Genomic DNA, 19,019 nt, shown 5'->3' on the forward strand with positions numbered 1-19,019 from the left:
CCCAGCCCTCTTATTCCGGCAACACCGTCCCAATATACCCATCCCGATAATACTCCTCCTGTATCTTTCCCCATATCCATGCCCTCCCCTTCATTGATTTCAACAGCCATTCCCGCCTCATAGCGGCCTGTTTATCCTCAAAATATTCGAGGTAAATAACCTCCCAGGGCCGGTAAGGAGAAGTCCCCTTTTGCCTGCCGTATTCATTGTGAAAATGGAACCTCTTCAGGAGGTCAGTGGTATGACCAGTATAAACCTTCTCGAACTGGCGGGAAAAGAGGACATAGACGGTATACATAGATATTATTATTCACTGAAATAAGTAAAGGTTACCCTCAATGGGGTAACCTTTCTTTTGCCTTCATTTCATAGGAGAAACGAAGATACTTATTTTATCCAGGCAAGAGGGGCTTAAATTTCCGTCTTACCTGTGTGATTGACAACTCTTTACACTATCGAATGTCTGTTGTCACGTTCTTTCATGTATAGTTTGCCCTGTTATTTTAGTCAATCAGCTCCAGCGCCTTCAACCTGGCTACCGCTTCTATCAGCATGGCACCACTCAGTTGAGTGGTAAGATCGGTGGTAGTAGCCGTCTTCGTCCAGCTCGTGTTAAATAGCACCTGCGGACGGGCAGTTCCCTGTAACCACATGGTCTGCGCGTTCAGCTGCAGAAAGCTGACAAACTTGGCAACATCGGTACTGCTAAGACTACCATCAGTGATCAGTAGCATCATATAACGTACCAGGATGCCCTTGAATAGACCACCGTCGCCACCGCCTTCATCTTTCATGATATTACTGCTGCTGAACTCACCAGCCAGTGAGTTATTGGCAGTTTTGAGTGCATCAGTAGTGTAGGTCTGTTCGCCGGTGATCTTATACAGTTCTACACCAGCGCCAATGAATACACCCTGGTTGTAAGTGAACTTCCAGCTTTTGTTGGTGCCTGTACCATCCAGACCATCCCATACGAGACCAGTAACAGGATCTACGAGATTGTCTTTCTGCCATTGGTAGATCTTTTTAGCCCAGGCCAGGTCTTCCCCGTTGCGGCTCAGCTGGTACATGCGGGAAGCAATGATAGAGGCCGGAGCATTGGCCGGTGTATTCTTGTTCTGACGGTCTTTATTCCAGTAGATACCACCACCCCAGGTATCATCCCATCCACCTTTGATGTCGTTCCACAACAGTTCTGCTGTGGTCTTATAACGATCGTCGCTGGTGGCTTCGTAGGCACGCAGGCAGGCCAGGGTCATCCACTCCATATCATCGTAGAAATGGTTGATATAGGTATTACCGTTTTTTGCTTTCATACCATCCAGCAGCTCATCCATACGTGACTTGACAGCAGCGTCACCGGTACGCAGGTATATATCTGTCAGTACATCCAGTGCATGTGCATTGGGCCAGTAGTTGAAAGTGAGATCACCTGCATTGTTCTTGTTGAAATACTTGCCGCTCTGATTGTAGAAGTTACTGATCAGAGAAGAGGACGAGGAATCAGCAATAGCCGGCCAGTTGTATTTGTAGGTCGTTTTACCGGCGCCTGGTCCGGGACCATCATCCACAGGCTCCTTCAGACAAGAGGAGAAAGTGGTGGCCATGGCCGCTGTTATTGCAAATAAAAGAAATATCCGACGCATAAGCTTTTTAATTGATCATTTACGTGATATAAATACCGGTACCGGATTAGCGCACGATTACCTGGTGCGTATATGTTTTATCCGGAGAGAAAAACAGTTTCACATCACAGTTTTTACCATCCACTTCCGAAGCAAATTTGTAACAGTAGTTATACTGATCGCTGTTAACAATCGGCCTTAACTCCCAGAAAGAAAGCGGTGTAGCTGCTGTAGGGCGATTATTATCTGCATTGGAACTACCATACCATTCTGTGCCGGCAGTACCGTCGGCCGCTTTCACGCTCACACGGAATTTATAACGCTCGTCACGGCCCCATGATTCCTGGTGGAAGTTGATCAGCTTATTTTCAAATGTCCAGGTACCGTTGGTAGTATAGTTCAGGTCATACATAATGCTGTTTTCTGGCGCAAACCACAGACCAACAGCAGTGATCTCTGTAATGGTAGCCGCTGTGTTGTTGAAGTCCAGACGAAGACGGTAAACCTTTGTACCGCCGGACTGAGTGCTCTCCCCCCCTTCTTTCAGCGTAGTAGCGTCAATTGAGTATGTAGTAGGTGTACCGGTATTCCTGTCGACGAATTTATATTTACCATCCTTCAGGGAAGTATAGATCTCAAATACACCGGGAGCAGTTGACTTCAGCTTCACAGCCTTTGCCAGATCAGCACCTGCTTCGGTAGCATCTCCTGTTAGGAATACATCCACCGGAATCTCCGCAAAACCATTTGGCCTTTCTACTTCTATTGTGCGGGATTCTTTTGCTGGCTGTATGTTGTAGCCTTTGGAAGCATTCACGGTCCATTTCAGTTTACCGGTAGCCAGTGCGGCAATACCGGCTTTACCGGCAATGCTGTTCAGGTCTTTGTGCGAAAGCGTCAGCTTGTTCTGCACACCACCACCATCAGAAGTGATCTTGGCAATGGGATTAGAGAAGTCGCCTCCGTCTTTATCTATCACTAATTCATACAACACAAGCGATCCGTCTTCTGCACGAGCCTGGTCCCATTCAAAGCTTACAGTAGCGCTGGTAGCAGGTTGCAGCTTGATGTATTTGTCATCTACAGGAGCATTCAGCCGGCTCACAGCCTGCAGGTTGGTGTTCAGTGCATGATCGTCTTTTCCACAACCGGTTAGTATAAGTCCCAGTGAAACCGGTAGTGCAAGGAGTATATTGGCGAAAAATGTTTTCATATCGTATCAGTTTGAAAAATATTAATGTGGAATGTTACCAATCCTGGTTCTGACCAAGATTTGTGTTCTGATCGCGTTCAAACGTGGGCACCGGCCACAGGTAGTGTTTCGGATTGATAAAGGTCCTGTCTTCCACGATGATATAGCCGTTGGCATCTTTTCTGAATGACCCTCCGGATACTTTGATACCTCTTACAGGTTTGCTCATTACCTGATCAGCGATCTTCCAGCGACGGATGTCCTGTGCGCGTACGCCTTCGAATGCCAGTTCAGCCCTTCTTTCGCGACGTACGATGGTACGTAGTGCATCCTGTGCCACACCCGGAAATTCCAGTGCACCAGCATCATTAAAGCCTGCCCTTGCACGTAAAGCACGGATAGTCTGGTTCCATACACCTGCATCCAACTGGCTCAGCTCATTCTTAGCTTCTGCGTACATCAGCAGCACATCAGCATAACGGATCACGATGAGGTTTAATCCTGAGCTGTAGTTGGTAGCAGTACGGTCATAATATTTGTAGAAATAATAACCGGTAGGAGAAGCACCCTGATCATCTACACTGTTGGTGGCAGGATTAGAGCCTGGCTTGGTCAGGATAGTCTGCACCTTGCCATCAAAGTCTGTGATGGTGGAACCATCATGCAGGATGGTCGCATTAAAACGCGGATCCCTGTTTGTGTAAGGATCGTTCTCGTTATAACCAGATCCCGCTTCTTTGATACCCTTTCCGTTCAGCATGATATAGTCATCCACAAGATCCTGCGTAGGTACCAGCGTGCTTCTCAGCAACGCTACCGTCTGCGGCAGGAAATTACGTTGGGAGCCATGGGTACGGCCACCACCATATTGTATGTCGAAGATCACTTCACTGTTGTACTCGTTGGCAGTGGTGAAGATGTTGCTGTAATTGTTCTGCAAGGCATAGGTACCGTTGTTGCTGCTGTTGATCAGCAACTCACAATCATTGATAGCACCCTGCCATTCGCTTTTGAACATATGTACCCGTGCACTCAGGGCAATAGCAGCGCCACGGGTAATGCGGCCCTTGTCTTTTTCCTGGTATCCTCCATTAGCACCGGTATAATTATTTACCGGCAGGTCAGGACGGATAGCCGTCAGTTCAGACTGGACAAAGTCAAGCACCTGATTTTTATCTGTGCGGGAGATGCTTTTAGATTCATCGATGGTGATCAGGTTGGTGTAGAAAGGTACATCTCCAAACCAGCTTACCAGCTGGAAATAAGCGTATGCACGGATGAACCTTGCCTCCGCCAGAATGCGGTGTTTCAGCGTGGAGTCCATGGCCGGTACCCTGTCGATGTTTGTAGTTACGATATTACACTTGCGGATGCAGGTGAAGCGGTATTTCCACTCTTCTGTCAGGCGCTGATTGGATGGATCATATGCACCGGCCGCAATAGTGGACACAGCTTTGTACCCGATACCGTTTACAAAACCGTTATCGCTGAGCGCTTCGTCTCCGAAATAATAACTATCGTCAGACAGGTTCTCATAACAGCTGGCGAGCGCTGCCAGTGCATCATCAGCCGTCCGCCAGTAGGCGGCGTCTGTATAGTCGCGCGTGATTGGCTGGTCCAGCTTACGGCAGGAGAACAGCACAACGGCGCAAAGTATTGGCAATAATAATTTCTTCATACTAATGAACATTGAACACTATTATCAGAATTTCAGATCCAGACCAAATGAGAAAGTAGCTGCATTTGGATAACTACGTCCTGCGATAGCGTTATAGTTGGTAAAGGACAGTTTATCATCAAACTGTGTGAATTCCGGGTCCACTCCCAGATCGCGGAAACGACGGGGAGTGAATGTCAGCAGGTTCTGGCTGGTGAAATACACCCTTGCGCTCTGGATATGCAGCGTCTGGCTTACACTACGGGGCAGTGTATAACCAAACTGCAGGTTCTTTAAACGCAGGTATTTGGTATCGAACAACCAGTAGTCGGAATACGCAAAGTTGTTGGCGTCAGCAGTACCGATCGTCAGCCTCGGATAGGAAGCATTGGGATTGGTAGGCGTCCAGCGATCCAGGTGCTGTTCGAAAGCATGGTCCTCATTATTGTGGAATGCTTCTACGATATCACCACGCAGGAACTGCGTTCTCTTACCCACACCCTGCCAAAACATGGAGAAATCCCAGTTCTTCCAGTTAGCAGCATAGCTAAATCCGAAAGTGTAACGGGGGAATGGATTACCAAATACATAACGGTCATCTGCGTCAATAGTGCCATCACCATTACGGTCAATGTAACGGATATCACCCGGCATTACCTGTTGGTTGTAGGCAAAAGGTACTTTAGGTGCGCTCTTGATATCGTCCAGGTTCTGGTACAGACCGTTTGATTTGTAACCATAGTAAGAAGCGATCGGGAAGCCTTCTTTGATGATGAAGCTGAAGTCAGAACCCTGTACGGACTGCTCTCCATATTTCACTACCTTATTCAGGTTATCGGACAGATTACCAGAGATAGTGTGATTCACACTTCCTGTTTTTGCATGATAAGACACTGTAAGCTCCCAGCCTTTGTTCTGTACCTTACCAACGTTCTGCAGAGAAGAGCCGATACCAGCGGTACCGGGTACTACCTGGAACAGGTAGATACCATTTGTATTCTTATTGAAATAGTCGAAAGATGCAGAGACCTTGTTATTAAAGAGATCTACATCCACACCATAGTTACTCATCGTAGAGATCTCCCACTGCAATGTTTCATTGTAAGCGGAGAAATCGGCGCCGGTGTTAGGCGTATTGTTGAAAGGATATTTACCGGTGTTCAGGGTTACCCTGGCCAGGTAGTTGAAACCGCCGATGTTGGAGTTACCCACCTGTCCCCAGGAATAACGAAACTTCACGTTACCATACTTCTCCTTGAAATCTTCGAAGAATGCCTCATCGGTGATCCTCCAACCCAGTGAGAAAGCCGGGAAGAACTGCCAGCGATGACCGGGAGCCAGTTTGGAAGAACCATCATAACGCCAGGTAAATTCCGCGAGATATTTATCGTTGTAGGCATAGTTCACTCTTCCGAAAAGAGAGTTCAGTGCATACAGGTTAGGATTGACGAATTCATTGTAAGTACCGATGTTAGCATAGTCGAATGTACCATCCGGTTTAGGAATATATCCACCACCGATAGACCAATCCTGGTCCAGGTTGGTAGTGCCATAACGGCTGGCCTTCAGTCCATACTCTTCATTGATAGCATCGCTACGGCCGCCCACCTGTGCTTTCACATAATGTTTGCCGAAAGTATTTTCATACTCTGCTGTAGCATATACATTGGAGGCAAGATCTTTGAATTCATATTCGTACATCTTGTTGTACAATGGAGGATTTGCCGTAGTATAATAAGGAGCGTAAGAATATTTGTTCTGGCGGTCTGTCTGGTTAGTGATCGTGTAAGTACCGGAGGCATTGAAATTAAGTTTGAAATGCTTTACCGGTGTAATGGTAACGTCCAGACCACCCAGCAGGTTGTCTTTTTCTTCCTTGTTGAAACCCTGGTATTTCAGCTGCGCAATGACGTTATTACTGTTCAGCGACGGCACTACAAAATTGCCGAGTGAATCCAGTACAGGATAGATGCGTGGCGTACGGATAGCATCCCTGATCAGAATACCCATATCTGCCTGTTGCCTGCGCTTGATACCTTTGGTATAGGCGAGGTTCACATTTACTTTTACATATTTGCTTACATCCACTGCGAGGTTAGCCCTGGCGTTATAGCGCTTGTAGTAGAACTTTTCGTCTACATAGGAATTCTGCAACATATTGCCCTGGTTCACATATCCCAGTGAAACGAGGTAGCTGCTGGATTTGCCGCCGCCTGTCATGCTGAGACTATGGTTCTGCATAGGCGTATAGTCGCGCAGCATTTCCTTCAGGTAGGCAGGCTCAGAACCGCGTTTATGCCAGTAGTTGATGTCGTCGGGAGAGAACTGAGGTGTTTTACCAGAGTTTACCAGTGCTTCATTCTTCAGCGTCATGTATTCCCATGCTTCCACGTTCTGAGGCAGTGTGGTAGGCGTTTGCCAACCGTACATACCGTTGTAGGTCACACTTGGTTTCTCGTCTTTGGAGCCTCTTTTGGTGGTGATGTATACAACACCGTTGGCAGCCTGAGAACCATAGATAGCGGAAGAAGCCGCATCTTTCAATACGGAGATGCTTTCCACATCGTATGGATTCAGGTTCTGTAAACCATCACGGCCAGCCTGCACACCATCAATGATAATGAGCGGTGCATTGCCGGTGAGACTGCCCACCCCACGGATGTTGAGCACCATCTGTGCACCCGGCTCCGCGTTGTTCTGCTGGAGTATCAGGTTGGGCGCCGTTCCCTGCAAAGCCTGGAACATATTGGCAACAGGACGGCCCTCAATATCTTTAGTGGAGATCGTATTGATAGCCGCCGTTACCTGCGTTTTCTTTTGTGAACCATAAGCGGTAATCACCACCTCTCCGAGGTCCTTAGAGTCGGCGGTGAGCATTATGGTAATATTAGTTCTTCCGCTGATCCCTACTTCCGATGGGATGTAACCAACGGAAGAGCAAACCAAGGTACCATTGGCTTGCCCAGCTGGGATCTTTAGCGTAAAAAAACCCTGATCATTTGAAGTGGTGCCAACACTGGAACCCTGCAAACGAACATTCACATTCGGGATACCTTCTCCCTTATTGTCAACGATCCGGCCATTGATCGTGATATCAGCCTGCTGTGTAGGAGTAGTGGTCGCCTGGCGCAGAATGATCTTGTTATTGATCATTTCAAATTTAATATCCAGTGGCGACAGCACCATTTCCAGCACTTCTCCCAGTTTCTTGTCTTTTACAGACAGGGAGATCTTCTGTGCTGCTTTAATTTCATCATTTGAATAGACAAACACATAGGGTGTCTGTTTTTCGATTTTTTCGAGTACCTGCCCGAGCAGTTCATTGCTTACCTGGAGACTGATACGGTTTTCAAGTGGGATCTCTGTGTCCCTTACCTGTTGTCCCTGTCCATATGCAGGGTGATTTGCTTCAGCAGCAAATGCACTCTGCGCCTTCAGGTCCAGCATGTTCAATAACGCCATGCAGACAAAAAGCGGCAGGAACAACGAGCGGAAAATTCCCGAAAAACGCATGGGTAGCGGTCTTTCTTTCATAACGCAGCTGTTTGTGAATGATTGATTTGATTGATTAAATATGTAACGTGAACTATTATTCTGTGATCAGCAAAGTACTGTCGGTGATGGTATAGTGGAACGCTTTCGACCTGGCAAGATAATACATGATGTCCTGCAGGCTATTGTCCTGGAAAGAGCCTGTAAGCCTGTAATGCCGTGGTGCATCACCGTCAAAGCTTACCCTCTTGCCAAATGTTCTTTCCAGTTCGGAGGCTATCTCTTCCAGCGTTTTATCGCGGAATACCAGCCGTCCTTCTGTCCAGGCTTTATCATCTTCTGCGGATGTTATTTCCCTTACAACTGCGTCTTCTTTATTATCAGCGACAGCTTTAGTGTAGGTCACTTTTTCATCCGGTGTGATATAGATGGTGTCGGGTTTTCGTCCCGCTGCTACAACGGGGATGAATGCTACCTTACCTGTTTTGACAGATGTTTGCACCGCTTCATTTTCATAGGCGCGGATGTTGAAGGAAGTTCCGAGCACGTGGATGGCGCCGGAAGAAAGGTGTACAATGAACGGTTTCTTCGGATTGGCGGCAATATCAAAGAAGGCTTCACCACTGAGATACACTTCGCGCGTAGCACCGTTGAACACTTCCGGATAGGAAAGTTTACTGTCTGCATTCAGCCAGATCTTACTGCCATCGGCCAGTTCTATCGTTGCTTTGGTAGCCTTACCATTCTGTCGTTCCATCAGCCTGGCCACTTCCGCCTGCTGTTGTTTGGGCCTGAGTACCACAACGGCAACAGCAGTGATTAATACGGCGGCAGCGGCCACACCGATCCATTTCCAGGGGAACATCCTTTTTACAGGCGTTGTATTGATACTGATCCTGGACATGGTACGTTGTAATGCCTGTTCTGTTTCGGCAGAAGAGTGATATGCCGATACTGTGAAGTACTGTTGCAGCAGCTGGTAGCGTTCACGGAGTTCAGGATATTCCTGCAACATCCTTTCAAGCTCCTGCTGTTCTGCTTTGGTAGCTTCTCCTGCCAGTTTCCTGGCGGCTAACGTGGTAAATAATTCTTCGTCTATCATACGTGTTGTAATAGAAGGACCGGGAGAATGAAAAAACTACTTACAGGGAATCTGGTTTTTTATTTTTTGTTTTCAGCCTGTTGGCAACGTAAGGTCCTATTACTTCATTGAGGCGCTTCATGGCGCGGAACAATTGTGTTTCTACAGTGCGTGGAGAAATATTGAGGATTTCTGCTACATCTTTATACTTAAACCCTTCTTCCTTGATCAGTTTAAATACACGGCGGCACTGATCCGGCAACTTGCCCACTTCCTGATCCATTTTAAAGAGGATCTCTTTCCATTCCATGGTACGTTCAGGGTCCACGGAATTAGTCAGCTGAGAAAGTCCGGATTCGTCGTTCAAGGGTGTGATTCGCAGGGAGGAATATTGTTCCAGGTAATTCAGCGACTGATTTTTGACAGCCACAAAAAGGTACACTTCCAGGTTGGCCACCTTTTCCAGTTCGTCCCGCCGGTTCCAGATCTTCACAAAGACATCTGAGACGATCTCTTCTGCAGCTTCACGGGTATAAACGTATTGGATAGCGAAATATAACAGGCGGTCATAGAAATGCCGGAACAGCTCTGAAAAAGCCTTTTCATCGCCGTCACATGCAATCTGCCGTTGCCAGTTTCTGATGTTCTCATTGTTACTCATACTGCGCTGAGCTTCATTTACAAGTCCCCTCGGAGGTAAATATAAGGATGATTATCGCGGAATTTGTACCCCTATTGTGTTGGTATAGTCCTAAATTAACCTTATCAAGATAACTTCATAGCATACCCGATCAAGATCTTATCAGTTTTCACAACGTTATTTTCAAAACCAATTCAGTTTTCCGGAAGGCATAGTACTCAATGGGCTTAAAAAATTTTTGTTATCAGTTCCTAACGCGTGTGATTCCCAGTTCCTTCTGTGATGCTCCCTTCCAGTCTGTATTGCCGGCTGGTCCGGAAATTGATCCGGTACCTATTCTAAGACAGGCGATTCCAAAAAACTACTTACAGGAGTAAAAAAAATATTTGGGGTATGTCGGATTAGGAATAATTTTAAATCGCTTCATAACTATATATAAAAGAACTTTTAAGTGTTTTTGTGACAGAAAATGCGTAATTTTAATAGCTATGACTAAAACCAGAAAATCATATCAGATATGATGTCATCTACATTTACGACGATATTGGTGATTATTGCGGTGTTCGCTTCGCTGTCATCTTTGGCCATGACGCTGCTGCGCGCTTCCAGGGAAACAGCCAGACTCAAGAGAATCCGTAGATATCCGCCAAAAGCGTTGGTGGTAGAAGACAAATCAGGACATGTTGTAGTGCTTGATCTCGAAAAACAGAATGATACACAACAGATACTCCGTACCCTCGATGTATTATTAGGGAAATAGTTTTCATCACTTCAGTTTCACCTTATCACTATCGCCTGGTCAAAATACCATCATCCACTATATTTTATTATCCATAACTATTATCCTATAAAACCATTTTCATTCGTTGGAACAAGAAAATTCACTGGTTGCTAACCCATCCACGCAATCTTCCAATACCCAGCAACCGACTTCGACATCAGCCAGCATAGCCGGCGCAGGAGGTGGTACCTTACTGGTGCTGCTAGCCAACAATCTACCAGATGCTTATCCTTTAAAATCATGGCTGGTCATCGTGGCGCCCAGCGTGTCCATTGTATTGTCTCTGTTCTGGAAATTTATTTCCCGGAAGTCTAATGCATATTTCAAAGTCAAGAAAATAGAAAGGTCTAAGAAACTACTTCTGCAGAAAATAGAAAATGCCCTTCAGAACGGGATAATATCTGAAAAGGAAGCAGCAATGCTGAAGAAGAAAATGCGGGAGATCGAGCTGCAAAGCATCGATAACCTGGCCAATAAGATCAAGTCTATTGATTTTGAGGAATAGCAGATTGTTTTCTGAACTTCTCCTGCTGGGCCAGATAAAGCCCGCCAATCACCAGTATGGTGCCTGCAAAGGTATACCAGGTGATGGGCTCATTCAGGAGCATCCAGGAGTACAGGAAGCCAAATACCGGGCATAGGAACAACCAGAGAGATGCCCGGACAGCATCTTTACGCACAAGATAGAACCATAACTGTAAAGCCACTACGGATACTGGTAGTATCAGCCAGCCAACGGAAAGCCAGAACTGTGTATCTAAACGGGACGCTTCGAAATTAGCAAAGAGCGCCGTAATGGGCACAAACAACAGCCCTCCCAGGAATACCTGCCAGCCGTTTATTACAAGACTGGAAAGCCGCCAGTTGATCCGGGCATAGTACACTGTGGCCACAGATACAGAAAACATTCCCAGCAGCAAGATCACTACACCACCTACCGTCGCATGACTATCCAGCAGTAGCGGATAGGTAGCCATCGCCACACCTGCCATACCGAGGAACATACCGGTCACCTCGTACCACTTCAATGGCCGCTTTAACCATAAGGCAGAGATGATCATAATAAATAGTGGATTAGTGGCGGTAGCCAGACTCCCGATACCGGCAGATACCGTTTTCATAGCGATCACAAAGCAACCCAGGTAAACGGTGGTATTCAGGCAACCGAACACGATCAGGTGCAGCCACTCCTTCCCTTTTGGTAATGCATGCTGCCCTTTTCTGATCAGATAAGCGTAGAGCAGCATCCCTCCTCCTGCCAGGAAGAACCTGACATTGGCGAGGATCAGTGGATCTGCTGCCTTAATACCAAATTTTGTGGCAACGGCTGCTGATGCCCACAGTAAAGCAAAGAGAAGACCTGATACGAGCTGGCGCATTATTATTCCTGTCGGTTTGTACATTTATAAACGGGTATAAAAGTAGGTAATTCCTGATGTTATTTTAACAAAAAAGCGTGAGAGAAGAAGCAGAGAACTAGCAGAGAATACGCAGAGAAGATGGAGAGAAGAAGCAATGATGTCGATTTCGTATAGAAAGCATCAGAAAAGGAAACAGCTACCGGCAGTGTTGAAAGTTGTGATCACAATCAAAACTACCGGTGGCTGTTATCATTATATTTCGTAGCGTTGAGCGGATTATTGCTTACCGTAAGTCACCCCATGGAAATCGTCTGTACGGAAAGGGCTGGCGGGTAAACCTGCCCCATTATACAAATTGCCGCTGGGATTATTCGACCAGTTGTAACGTACTGCTACCGGTTTTTCCACTTCAGGACTTGTTACCATTATACGGTCACCAACGATGCTGGCTTCTGCCCAATGGAATTTCTGATCTGCACCAGCTATCTCAAAGCCTTTCAGTTTGCCGCCACCTTTTACCACCAATCCATCGTCTTTATGATTAAAAGCGATATACACCTTGTTTCCCGCAATCGTTTTCAATTGATAAATGGGACCAGAATACGGTATCTTCTCCCCATATACCTTTGCCCTTGCAATAAGCGACAGGCGGCGGGCGACTTCCTGTTTATTCTTCGGATGAATGTCTTTGTCATCCCCGATATCAATAGCGGAAGCCATGCCCGTATTCGGCACAGACAGTGTCATTAATTGTGCTTCACGCAGTTCTGCCCAATCAGATTCCACAGGTTGTTCCTTTTTCTCCGTAAAGTTGGCCAGCTGCACAAAGAAGAACGGGAAGTCGCCGATTTTCCATTGTTTGCGCCAGTCTTTGATCATCAGTGGAAATAATTCCCTGTATTGGTACGCTCTGCCAGCGTTAGCTTCTCCCTGGTACCAGATCACCCCACGGATAGCATAAGGCAATAAAGGATGGATCATTGCATTATAGAGGAGGGTGGGCTTATTGGGATTGGATGGCGACTGTGGTGGTGTCAGCTGTGCATACGCTTTGGCAGTATCTGCGAAAGCGGGCATTGTCTTCAACGATTCCTCACTGGTCCACGCTTCTGCTACCGTTCCTCCCCAGGAGCTGTGGATAACGCCTATGGGTATATGCTCATGTCCATATATCTCCCTTGCAAAGAAATAACCGACAGAAGAAAACTCCGGTACGCTCTGCGGAGAGCAGACCTGCCAGTTTCCGTCCCATGGAGTAATATCATCCTTCGGAGCGGTACTGGTAACATGTTTCGCCTGGAAAAACCGGATCTGAGGGTAATTCGCGGCAGCGATTTCCTGCTCATAATTCAGCACCTTTCCCCATCCTTTAACCGGCATCTCCATATTGGACTGACCCGATGCCACCCATACATCTCCTACCAGGATATTGTCCAGTTTTATCGTGTTATGTCCGGATACGGTCATTGTATAGGGGCCTCCTGCTATTTGGGCAGGCAGCTTTACTTTCCATTGTCCGTTTGCTGCTGTAATGGCAGTAAAAGTAACATTGCGGAAGGTAACGGTCACCTTTTCCCCCTTGTCAGCCCATCCCCATATATTCAATGATTTGTTACGCTGTAGCACCATGTTGCTACCGACCAAAGCGGGCAAACGAACATCGGCATAACTATTCAGGATAAGAGTGCATGACAGTAGTCCTGTCAGCAATGGTTTTAATAACGTGGTCAGTTGCATGAAAACATAATTTTTATTCCGCTGATCAAGGTACAAAATGGGGAATAGATGCGCAATAACTTCCTTACAAAGTATCCTATGTAAAGGCTTTTATTGGTCTTTTCATGGGCGTCCGTTTTTTTGGCACGAAATTTTTATATGCACTTTGTATAAAACAATACTATTATGATAAACGGTATCATCACACTCGATTTCGATATAAAAGCATTGCACTACTTAAATAGCAATAGCCGTTATATCAAAGCTACTGCTGATGCCAGTGGCAATATGGACATAGCGTCTGCTGCGTTAAAATATTATCAATCGACAACAAATCATCCTGAAATACAACTGGAAGACGAAGAAGATGTGAACAGGTTCAAACATGTAGCGCGCCGCTTCTTCAGTGAATTCAGCGAAAACTGATCTTTCATCCACGAAACCCCGGATCTATTCGATCATTCATTCATCGTACCCCATTCATCCATTACCCCGCATCCATTCAAACCCCATCGTTCATTGTTTCCCCCAGGGTTTTCATTCATTGTGCCTCCCCACGCATTCATTGTCCCCAAGGGAAACATCCATTATAAGTACTAACCTCATTATCCATTTCCCAAAAAAGTAAGAGCCTGCAAAGATGTATTTGCAGGCTCTTTTTATATAAAAAAGTAAAGGTCGTCAAGAATGACAACCCTTTCTAACCATATCCTAATAAAAACCAAGTTCTTTACTTTCTATGCGATAACATATCAAGTATAATATCGTGAATAAGAAATTCTCTTACGTTATTTATTTAATAGGGAAAGGGTGGGGCCTTTTTTATTTGTATAGGACAGAAGCAAATTTCATTGTTGCTGATACAAATATATGATCCGGTTTTCTATTGTTTTGTAGTAGGATTACTACACTAAAAAAAGAATGGGGTAGCTCCCTGTAGAAGAGCCACCCCATTGCATTTCAGCCGATCAGCTATAAAATTATTTCTTTAGAGAACCAGCCAGTATCTGCATAAAATATCCACCTACTACACTTCTTGCCTGAAAACCTACCATCTTTCCATCACCGGTTTCATGCCAGTCGCTTATCGGCACACGTGAAGGTGTTTCCTGCGCGTATTTATACACAGGATCCACCAGGGCAGCGAAATCCGCCTGATTGTCCGTGAGTGCCGCAGTCCACAATATCCAGTCGGATTTAGTGTAATTTTTACGGCTATCCAATGGCAGTCCATATGTTAGCTGTTGGGTCAGATAATACTTTATTTCTTTCTGGTATACTGCTTTCGGGAACAGTCCCAGGTTTAACACCTTATCCCAAACCAGGTTGTACTTCTGGCTCCAGGTACCTTTATTCTCAAATGCAAGCGTATAGTGATCACCATCTTCCGCCAGCTGCATCCATTTTGGCACCATCTCAGTCGCTGCAGTCCTGTATTTCTGTGCAGCTGCTTTATCGCCCAACATATCCGCCAGCATTGCATAACAGCCCAATCCTACGATTGCTTTTACAGACAGGTTTGCGTTCCTTGCCAGGTGACCAGCGAAATCGTCTGTACACAATTGGTTAGCCGGATCGAAACCTTCTTTCAACAGGTATTCTGCCCAGGTGGTCAATGTTTTCCAATGTTGTCTTGCATAATTCGCATTACCCTCTGCTTTTGCAATTGCTGCAGTCAGAATGATCATGTTACCGGATTCTTCTACTGGCATCCCTTCTCCATACGCCTGGCCGTTCGCCAGCGGATATGTTCCCAGGTCATGCGCTGCATATGGCTGTGTATATTTACCACTTTCACTGAAGTAGAAAATACCATTCAGCATTCCTTTCATCAGGTCTGGATTGTACACCAGGTACAGTGGTGCAGATGGATACGTTACATCCACTGTGTTGATACAACCATTACTGAAATTCTCTTTTGAAAGGAACAGGATCTCTCCCTGCGGGCTCTTCACCAGCTTGTGTGCAGCAATACTCTGACGGTATCCCAATACACAGAGTTTTGCATATTTATCACCTCCGGATGTTTTTGCCAGCTCATACAACTCCTTGTCAAACGCAGTGCAGCGGCTAATAACAGACGCATACTCATCCTGCGCTTTCTTCAATTCTTTTTCTATCGTATAGCTGTCATCTTTTTTCCACCAGGGCTTCAGATTTACTTCAAAATATTGAATAGAATATATATCATCATATCCTACCAGGAACACCTGTTCCTTTTCAGTACCATCTACTTTTCCAAGAGATACGGATGTATTCAGCACCAGCTGTCTGCCTCTGTCAAGCGTTTCATGTTTACCTTTACCTGCAAATGAAGACGCAGCTGCTCCTTCATTTGTAACGTATTGCGAAGCGCCGGCAGACCGTGGTACCGCTACATAAAGATATCCCCAGTCAATACGCAGGTCATCTCCTTTCTTAGTCAGCACCGGTTGTGCTACACTACCTGTTTTCAGGATAGATAAGCCCTCACTGGTATACTGCTGTGCGGTCACTTCATCTGCCGATGTATTTACTGCGAGATCAGAAGATGCACCGAAATACACTTCTACTTTATGCTTACGTCCGTCATTTGCTTTCACCTTATATGATACATAAGATACCGGACGAGACATCAGATCAAGATCTTTCAGCAACAGCGGAGAGGTAAAAGTCAACTTTACATCTACCTTTCCACAGGTAAGGTCATAGATGGTCTGTGTAGCTTCCAGTGTTACATTCTTCTGTTCTGCCAGCTGGATCCTGTCAGTCCATTTATCTTTCTCTTCTGTTACAATACCTCCATCAAGATAAGCGCCGCCCCTGGTATTGGTACAATGCATGGCCAGTACATTGGTGCCTTTACGCAGTTTCTTTCTCGCTTCTTCACTGATGGGGAAGTATTCCATATGATTTAACCATCCCACATAACTATAAATGCGTTCACCGTTCAGGTATACTTCCGCATTATCGTCATGATTGATCTTTAACAGCAGGTTATCCACGTTAGGATCATCTACTGTGAAAGTACGGCGTACCCAAACGTCATCTGTAAACCAGGGTGTACCCGTCGTTTTCTCTTCTTTTACAAATGGCGCTTTACCTGTTTTCCAGCTGGCGTCGTTAAATGCAGGATCTTCCCATCCTATGGCAGGTGCTGTTTCCGTATAACGTACCTGGTAAGCTTCTATATCAGCCGTTGCTGCCAACGCCCTGTATGAATGTCCGGGTGCACCTAATACACGATAGGTAACACCATCTACCTTTACAAATCCTGTCAGGGACTGTTGTGTACCTGTCCAGTGACGTGTAGTAGAGGCCGTCAGCTTATCTGTTGCCGACCAGACACTGAAATAAGGATCGTGTGTGATCAGCGGATAGGCAGGCGCCTGTTGTTGTTGCGCATACAGCTGTTGCGACAGCAATACGGCAGCAATACCAAAAATTCTCTTCATGATTTTGTGGAGCTTTATATGATGATTATTAAAAACGTGGAAACACACCGCTACCTCCGCGGCAATGGCAGAATTGTTGAGACTCATGGACCTGTTTTATAAATGATTACCCGTGGATTAAATAAACTAACAGCACTTCACCCCTGCTCACCGCTGAAAAATATAATTTTTTTGTCGGGAAACGTAGTTTTTACGCTTATTTTTTCCAGATACGAAGCCTGTTCCGGTTTGTATCATTTTGATGCTTACTTTATCTATGCTGTCATTTTGGAGGATGGGCGTGTTACAGGACTCTTTTTTATTTTCTTATGCCTTCTTCCCCACCATATATATACACCAGTAATGGGCAGACTGGCACAAACGAGACTGGCAAGGAAAACAATAATTTTTCCCGGTAAACCGATAATAGCGCCGATGTGGATATCATAGTTCATATCCCGCAGTTTGTCTGCAAAGCTGGCTTTGCCGTATTCGCCCATATAGGGTCCTTTCGCGGGTAGTACAGCCAATGTATTCTGATCGAAGTAGAGGATATCCATCTTATAGTAGGTGCCAGGCCTGTAATTGATCGATCCGGCAATAGACCCAATCTTATCTGATATATAAGACACCATGATACCTGCATCTGCGGGTGCTTTCTTCCGCAGTTGTTGCCATACCAGGTCTTCCGGTGTTTTATACATCGCTGTTTTCGTAGTATCTGACAATGGTGGTGTAGCTGCCGGTACATGTTCCCCTCCTGAGGTTGCGAAGTACACGGCCTTGCTGAACCACTGGAAGCCCCAAACAAGACCGGTAGTAGCCAACAGCAAGCCTATAGTCAGGATATAAAAGCCCAGCACATTGTGCAGGTCATAATTCACCCTTTTCCATTTCGCATCCCACTTTACCGAGAACCGCTGTTTTGCTGCTGCTTTATTTTTCGGCCACCATAATACCAGACCGGTGATCAGCATGATAAAGAAAATCAGTGTCACAGAAGCGACAACTGGCTGACCTATCGCCGGTGGTAACCACAGGTAATAGTGCCCGTGTAATATGAAGTGAAAGAAATCGCCTTCTTCACTCCACACCTTGATCACTTTACCAGTATATGGGTCCAGGAAAACCTGATAGTAATAATCGGGATTAGCACCATAGAACATCACGGACGCACTTTTATCCTTTCCGGGATAATTAATACCATTCGGTGGCTTATGGGTAACCTGTTTAACTGCGATCGCTTTTAAGACTGAAGGCGGTAATGGTGCTACTCCCGGACGACTCGCAGTATATGTATATGGTTTCGTTACATTTTCTATTTCCTGCTGGAATGCGAGTATACAGCCAGTAATGGCTATAATGAATACGCCAAGACCGGAGATGAAGCCGAGCCATAGGTGTAGTTTACCAACGAGTTTTTTAATAGTCATAAGCAGTCGCATTTCAGGCTGAGTTGGCCAGGTGTGCATAAAAATGCTATAAATAATGATGAATGTTTGCTCGAAAACGGAATTTTTTCTGAAGTGTTGGTGGGTGGGGGTGGGCCGAATGGACGGTTATTCAGGTGGGACCGCTGGCTGGGTTCTTTGAAGTTCCTTGCTATTGGGCTTGGGGTCGGGGGTTTGGCTTTGGGATGTTTATTAAACCCCTGGTGCAACGCGTCGGCCTACTTCAAACAACCTAGGCCAGCAGTCTCCACCTGAAACCGTCCTATGTATAAGTACTCCGCCAGGAGAAAGACCACCTTCCGTTTTCGGGTGTGGGGAAGGAGGAGGAGAAGACGTCAAATGGTATGGATGGACCGCCTATTATTCCAGTTCCGTAATAAGGTAAATAAAAAGTAGGGTATGGTAATAGCCAGGGCCATGTTAATGGGCCATGGGTAATGTTAACGATATAATGGTAATCCTGCAGAAACGCTACCTCTTGGCGGAGCAGTGGAATCAGGAAAAGTAAGATGGAGCTGGCTGGCCTAAGTTATTTGAAGTAGCTGAAGCGTTGCACCAGGGGTTTAATTAATAACCAAAAGCTAAATACGACCTCCCAATGCCCCATAGC

General features: G+C 45.9%; 14 protein-coding genes. 3 read left to right on the top strand and 11 right to left on the bottom strand.

Features of this window, described 5'->3' with window-relative positions; all coding sequences use genetic code 11:
- Positions 1–10 precede the first annotated feature (10 nt).
- The 7 genes from CLV42_RS22085 to CLV42_RS22115 all read right to left on the bottom strand — a co-directional run bounded on the left by CLV42_RS22085 (position 11) and on the right by CLV42_RS22115 (position 9,708).
- Positions 11–298 (bottom strand): GIY-YIG nuclease family protein, encoded by a 288-nt coding sequence (locus CLV42_RS22085; RefSeq protein ID WP_106604098.1) that lies wholly within the window; start codon positions 296–298, stop codon positions 11–13.
- Positions 299–503: 205 nt separating this feature from the next.
- On the bottom strand, positions 504–1,646 hold the full coding sequence (locus CLV42_RS22090; protein ID WP_106604099.1) for a glycoside hydrolase family 76 protein: 1,143 nt from the start codon (positions 1,644–1,646) through the stop codon (positions 504–506).
- A 46-nt stretch (positions 1,647–1,692) separates the two neighbouring features.
- Positions 1,693–2,838, bottom strand: a complete 1,146-nt coding sequence (locus tag CLV42_RS22095; protein WP_106604100.1) for a SusE domain-containing protein — start codon at positions 2,836–2,838, stop codon at positions 1,693–1,695.
- A 34-nt stretch (positions 2,839–2,872) separates the two neighbouring features.
- Positions 2,873–4,495 (bottom strand): RagB/SusD family nutrient uptake outer membrane protein, encoded by a 1,623-nt coding sequence (locus CLV42_RS22100; protein ID WP_211303511.1) that lies wholly within the window; start codon positions 4,493–4,495, stop codon positions 2,873–2,875.
- 24 nt (positions 4,496–4,519) lie between these two features.
- Positions 4,520–8,008, bottom strand: coding sequence for a TonB-dependent receptor (locus CLV42_RS22105; protein WP_106604102.1), 3,489 nt, complete (start codon positions 8,006–8,008; stop codon positions 4,520–4,522).
- 55 nt (positions 8,009–8,063) lie between these two features.
- On the bottom strand, positions 8,064–9,068 hold the full coding sequence (locus CLV42_RS22110; RefSeq protein WP_106604103.1) for a FecR domain-containing protein: 1,005 nt from the start codon (positions 9,066–9,068) through the stop codon (positions 8,064–8,066).
- Positions 9,069–9,108: 40 nt separating this feature from the next.
- Complete coding sequence (locus tag CLV42_RS22115; protein WP_106604104.1) at positions 9,109–9,708, bottom strand: RNA polymerase sigma-70 factor; 600 nt, start codon at positions 9,706–9,708, stop codon at positions 9,109–9,111.
- Between the two features lie 496 nt (positions 9,709–10,204).
- Between CLV42_RS22115 and CLV42_RS22120 the strand changes: the two genes are divergently transcribed.
- Together CLV42_RS22120 and CLV42_RS22125 are read left to right on the top strand one after the other, a co-directional pair.
- Positions 10,205–10,447, top strand: a complete 243-nt coding sequence (locus CLV42_RS22120; protein WP_143011554.1) for a hypothetical protein — start codon at positions 10,205–10,207, stop codon at positions 10,445–10,447.
- 106 nt (positions 10,448–10,553) lie between these two features.
- The gene (locus tag CLV42_RS22125; protein ID WP_106604106.1) at positions 10,554–10,973 is read left to right on the top strand and encodes a hypothetical protein; all 420 of its coding nucleotides are present in this window, start codon (positions 10,554–10,556) and stop codon (positions 10,971–10,973) included.
- Here the strand turns inward: CLV42_RS22125 and CLV42_RS22130 are convergent.
- On the bottom strand, positions 10,954–11,847 hold the full coding sequence (locus tag CLV42_RS22130; protein WP_106604107.1) for a DMT family transporter: 894 nt from the start codon (positions 11,845–11,847) through the stop codon (positions 10,954–10,956). The genes CLV42_RS22125 and CLV42_RS22130 overlap by 20 nt on opposite strands.
- A 258-nt stretch (positions 11,848–12,105) precedes the next feature.
- Positions 12,106–13,566, bottom strand: a complete 1,461-nt coding sequence (locus tag CLV42_RS22135; RefSeq protein ID WP_106604108.1) for a sialate O-acetylesterase — start codon at positions 13,564–13,566, stop codon at positions 12,106–12,108.
- Between the two features lie 165 nt (positions 13,567–13,731).
- Here CLV42_RS22135 and CLV42_RS22140 point away from each other — a divergent pair, with 165 nt between their 5' ends.
- Entirely contained in the window at positions 13,732–13,971 is a 240-nt protein-coding gene (locus CLV42_RS22140; RefSeq protein ID WP_106604109.1) for a hypothetical protein, read from the top strand.
- 554 nt (positions 13,972–14,525) lie between these two features.
- Here CLV42_RS22140 and CLV42_RS22145 read toward each other — a convergent pair.
- Both CLV42_RS22145 and CLV42_RS22150 read right to left on the bottom strand, forming a co-directional pair.
- Positions 14,526–16,979, bottom strand: a complete 2,454-nt coding sequence (locus CLV42_RS22145; protein ID WP_106604244.1) for a glutaminase family protein — start codon at positions 16,977–16,979, stop codon at positions 14,526–14,528.
- A 254-nt stretch (positions 16,980–17,233) separates the two neighbouring features.
- Complete coding sequence (locus CLV42_RS22150; protein WP_106604110.1) at positions 17,234–18,391, bottom strand: PepSY-associated TM helix domain-containing protein; 1,158 nt, start codon at positions 18,389–18,391, stop codon at positions 17,234–17,236.
- Between the last annotated feature and the right edge of the window lie 628 nt (positions 18,392–19,019).

This window comes from Chitinophaga ginsengisoli (assembly GCF_003014595.1).
GTDB classification, from domain to species: domain Bacteria; phylum Bacteroidota; class Bacteroidia; order Chitinophagales; family Chitinophagaceae; genus Chitinophaga; species Chitinophaga ginsengisoli.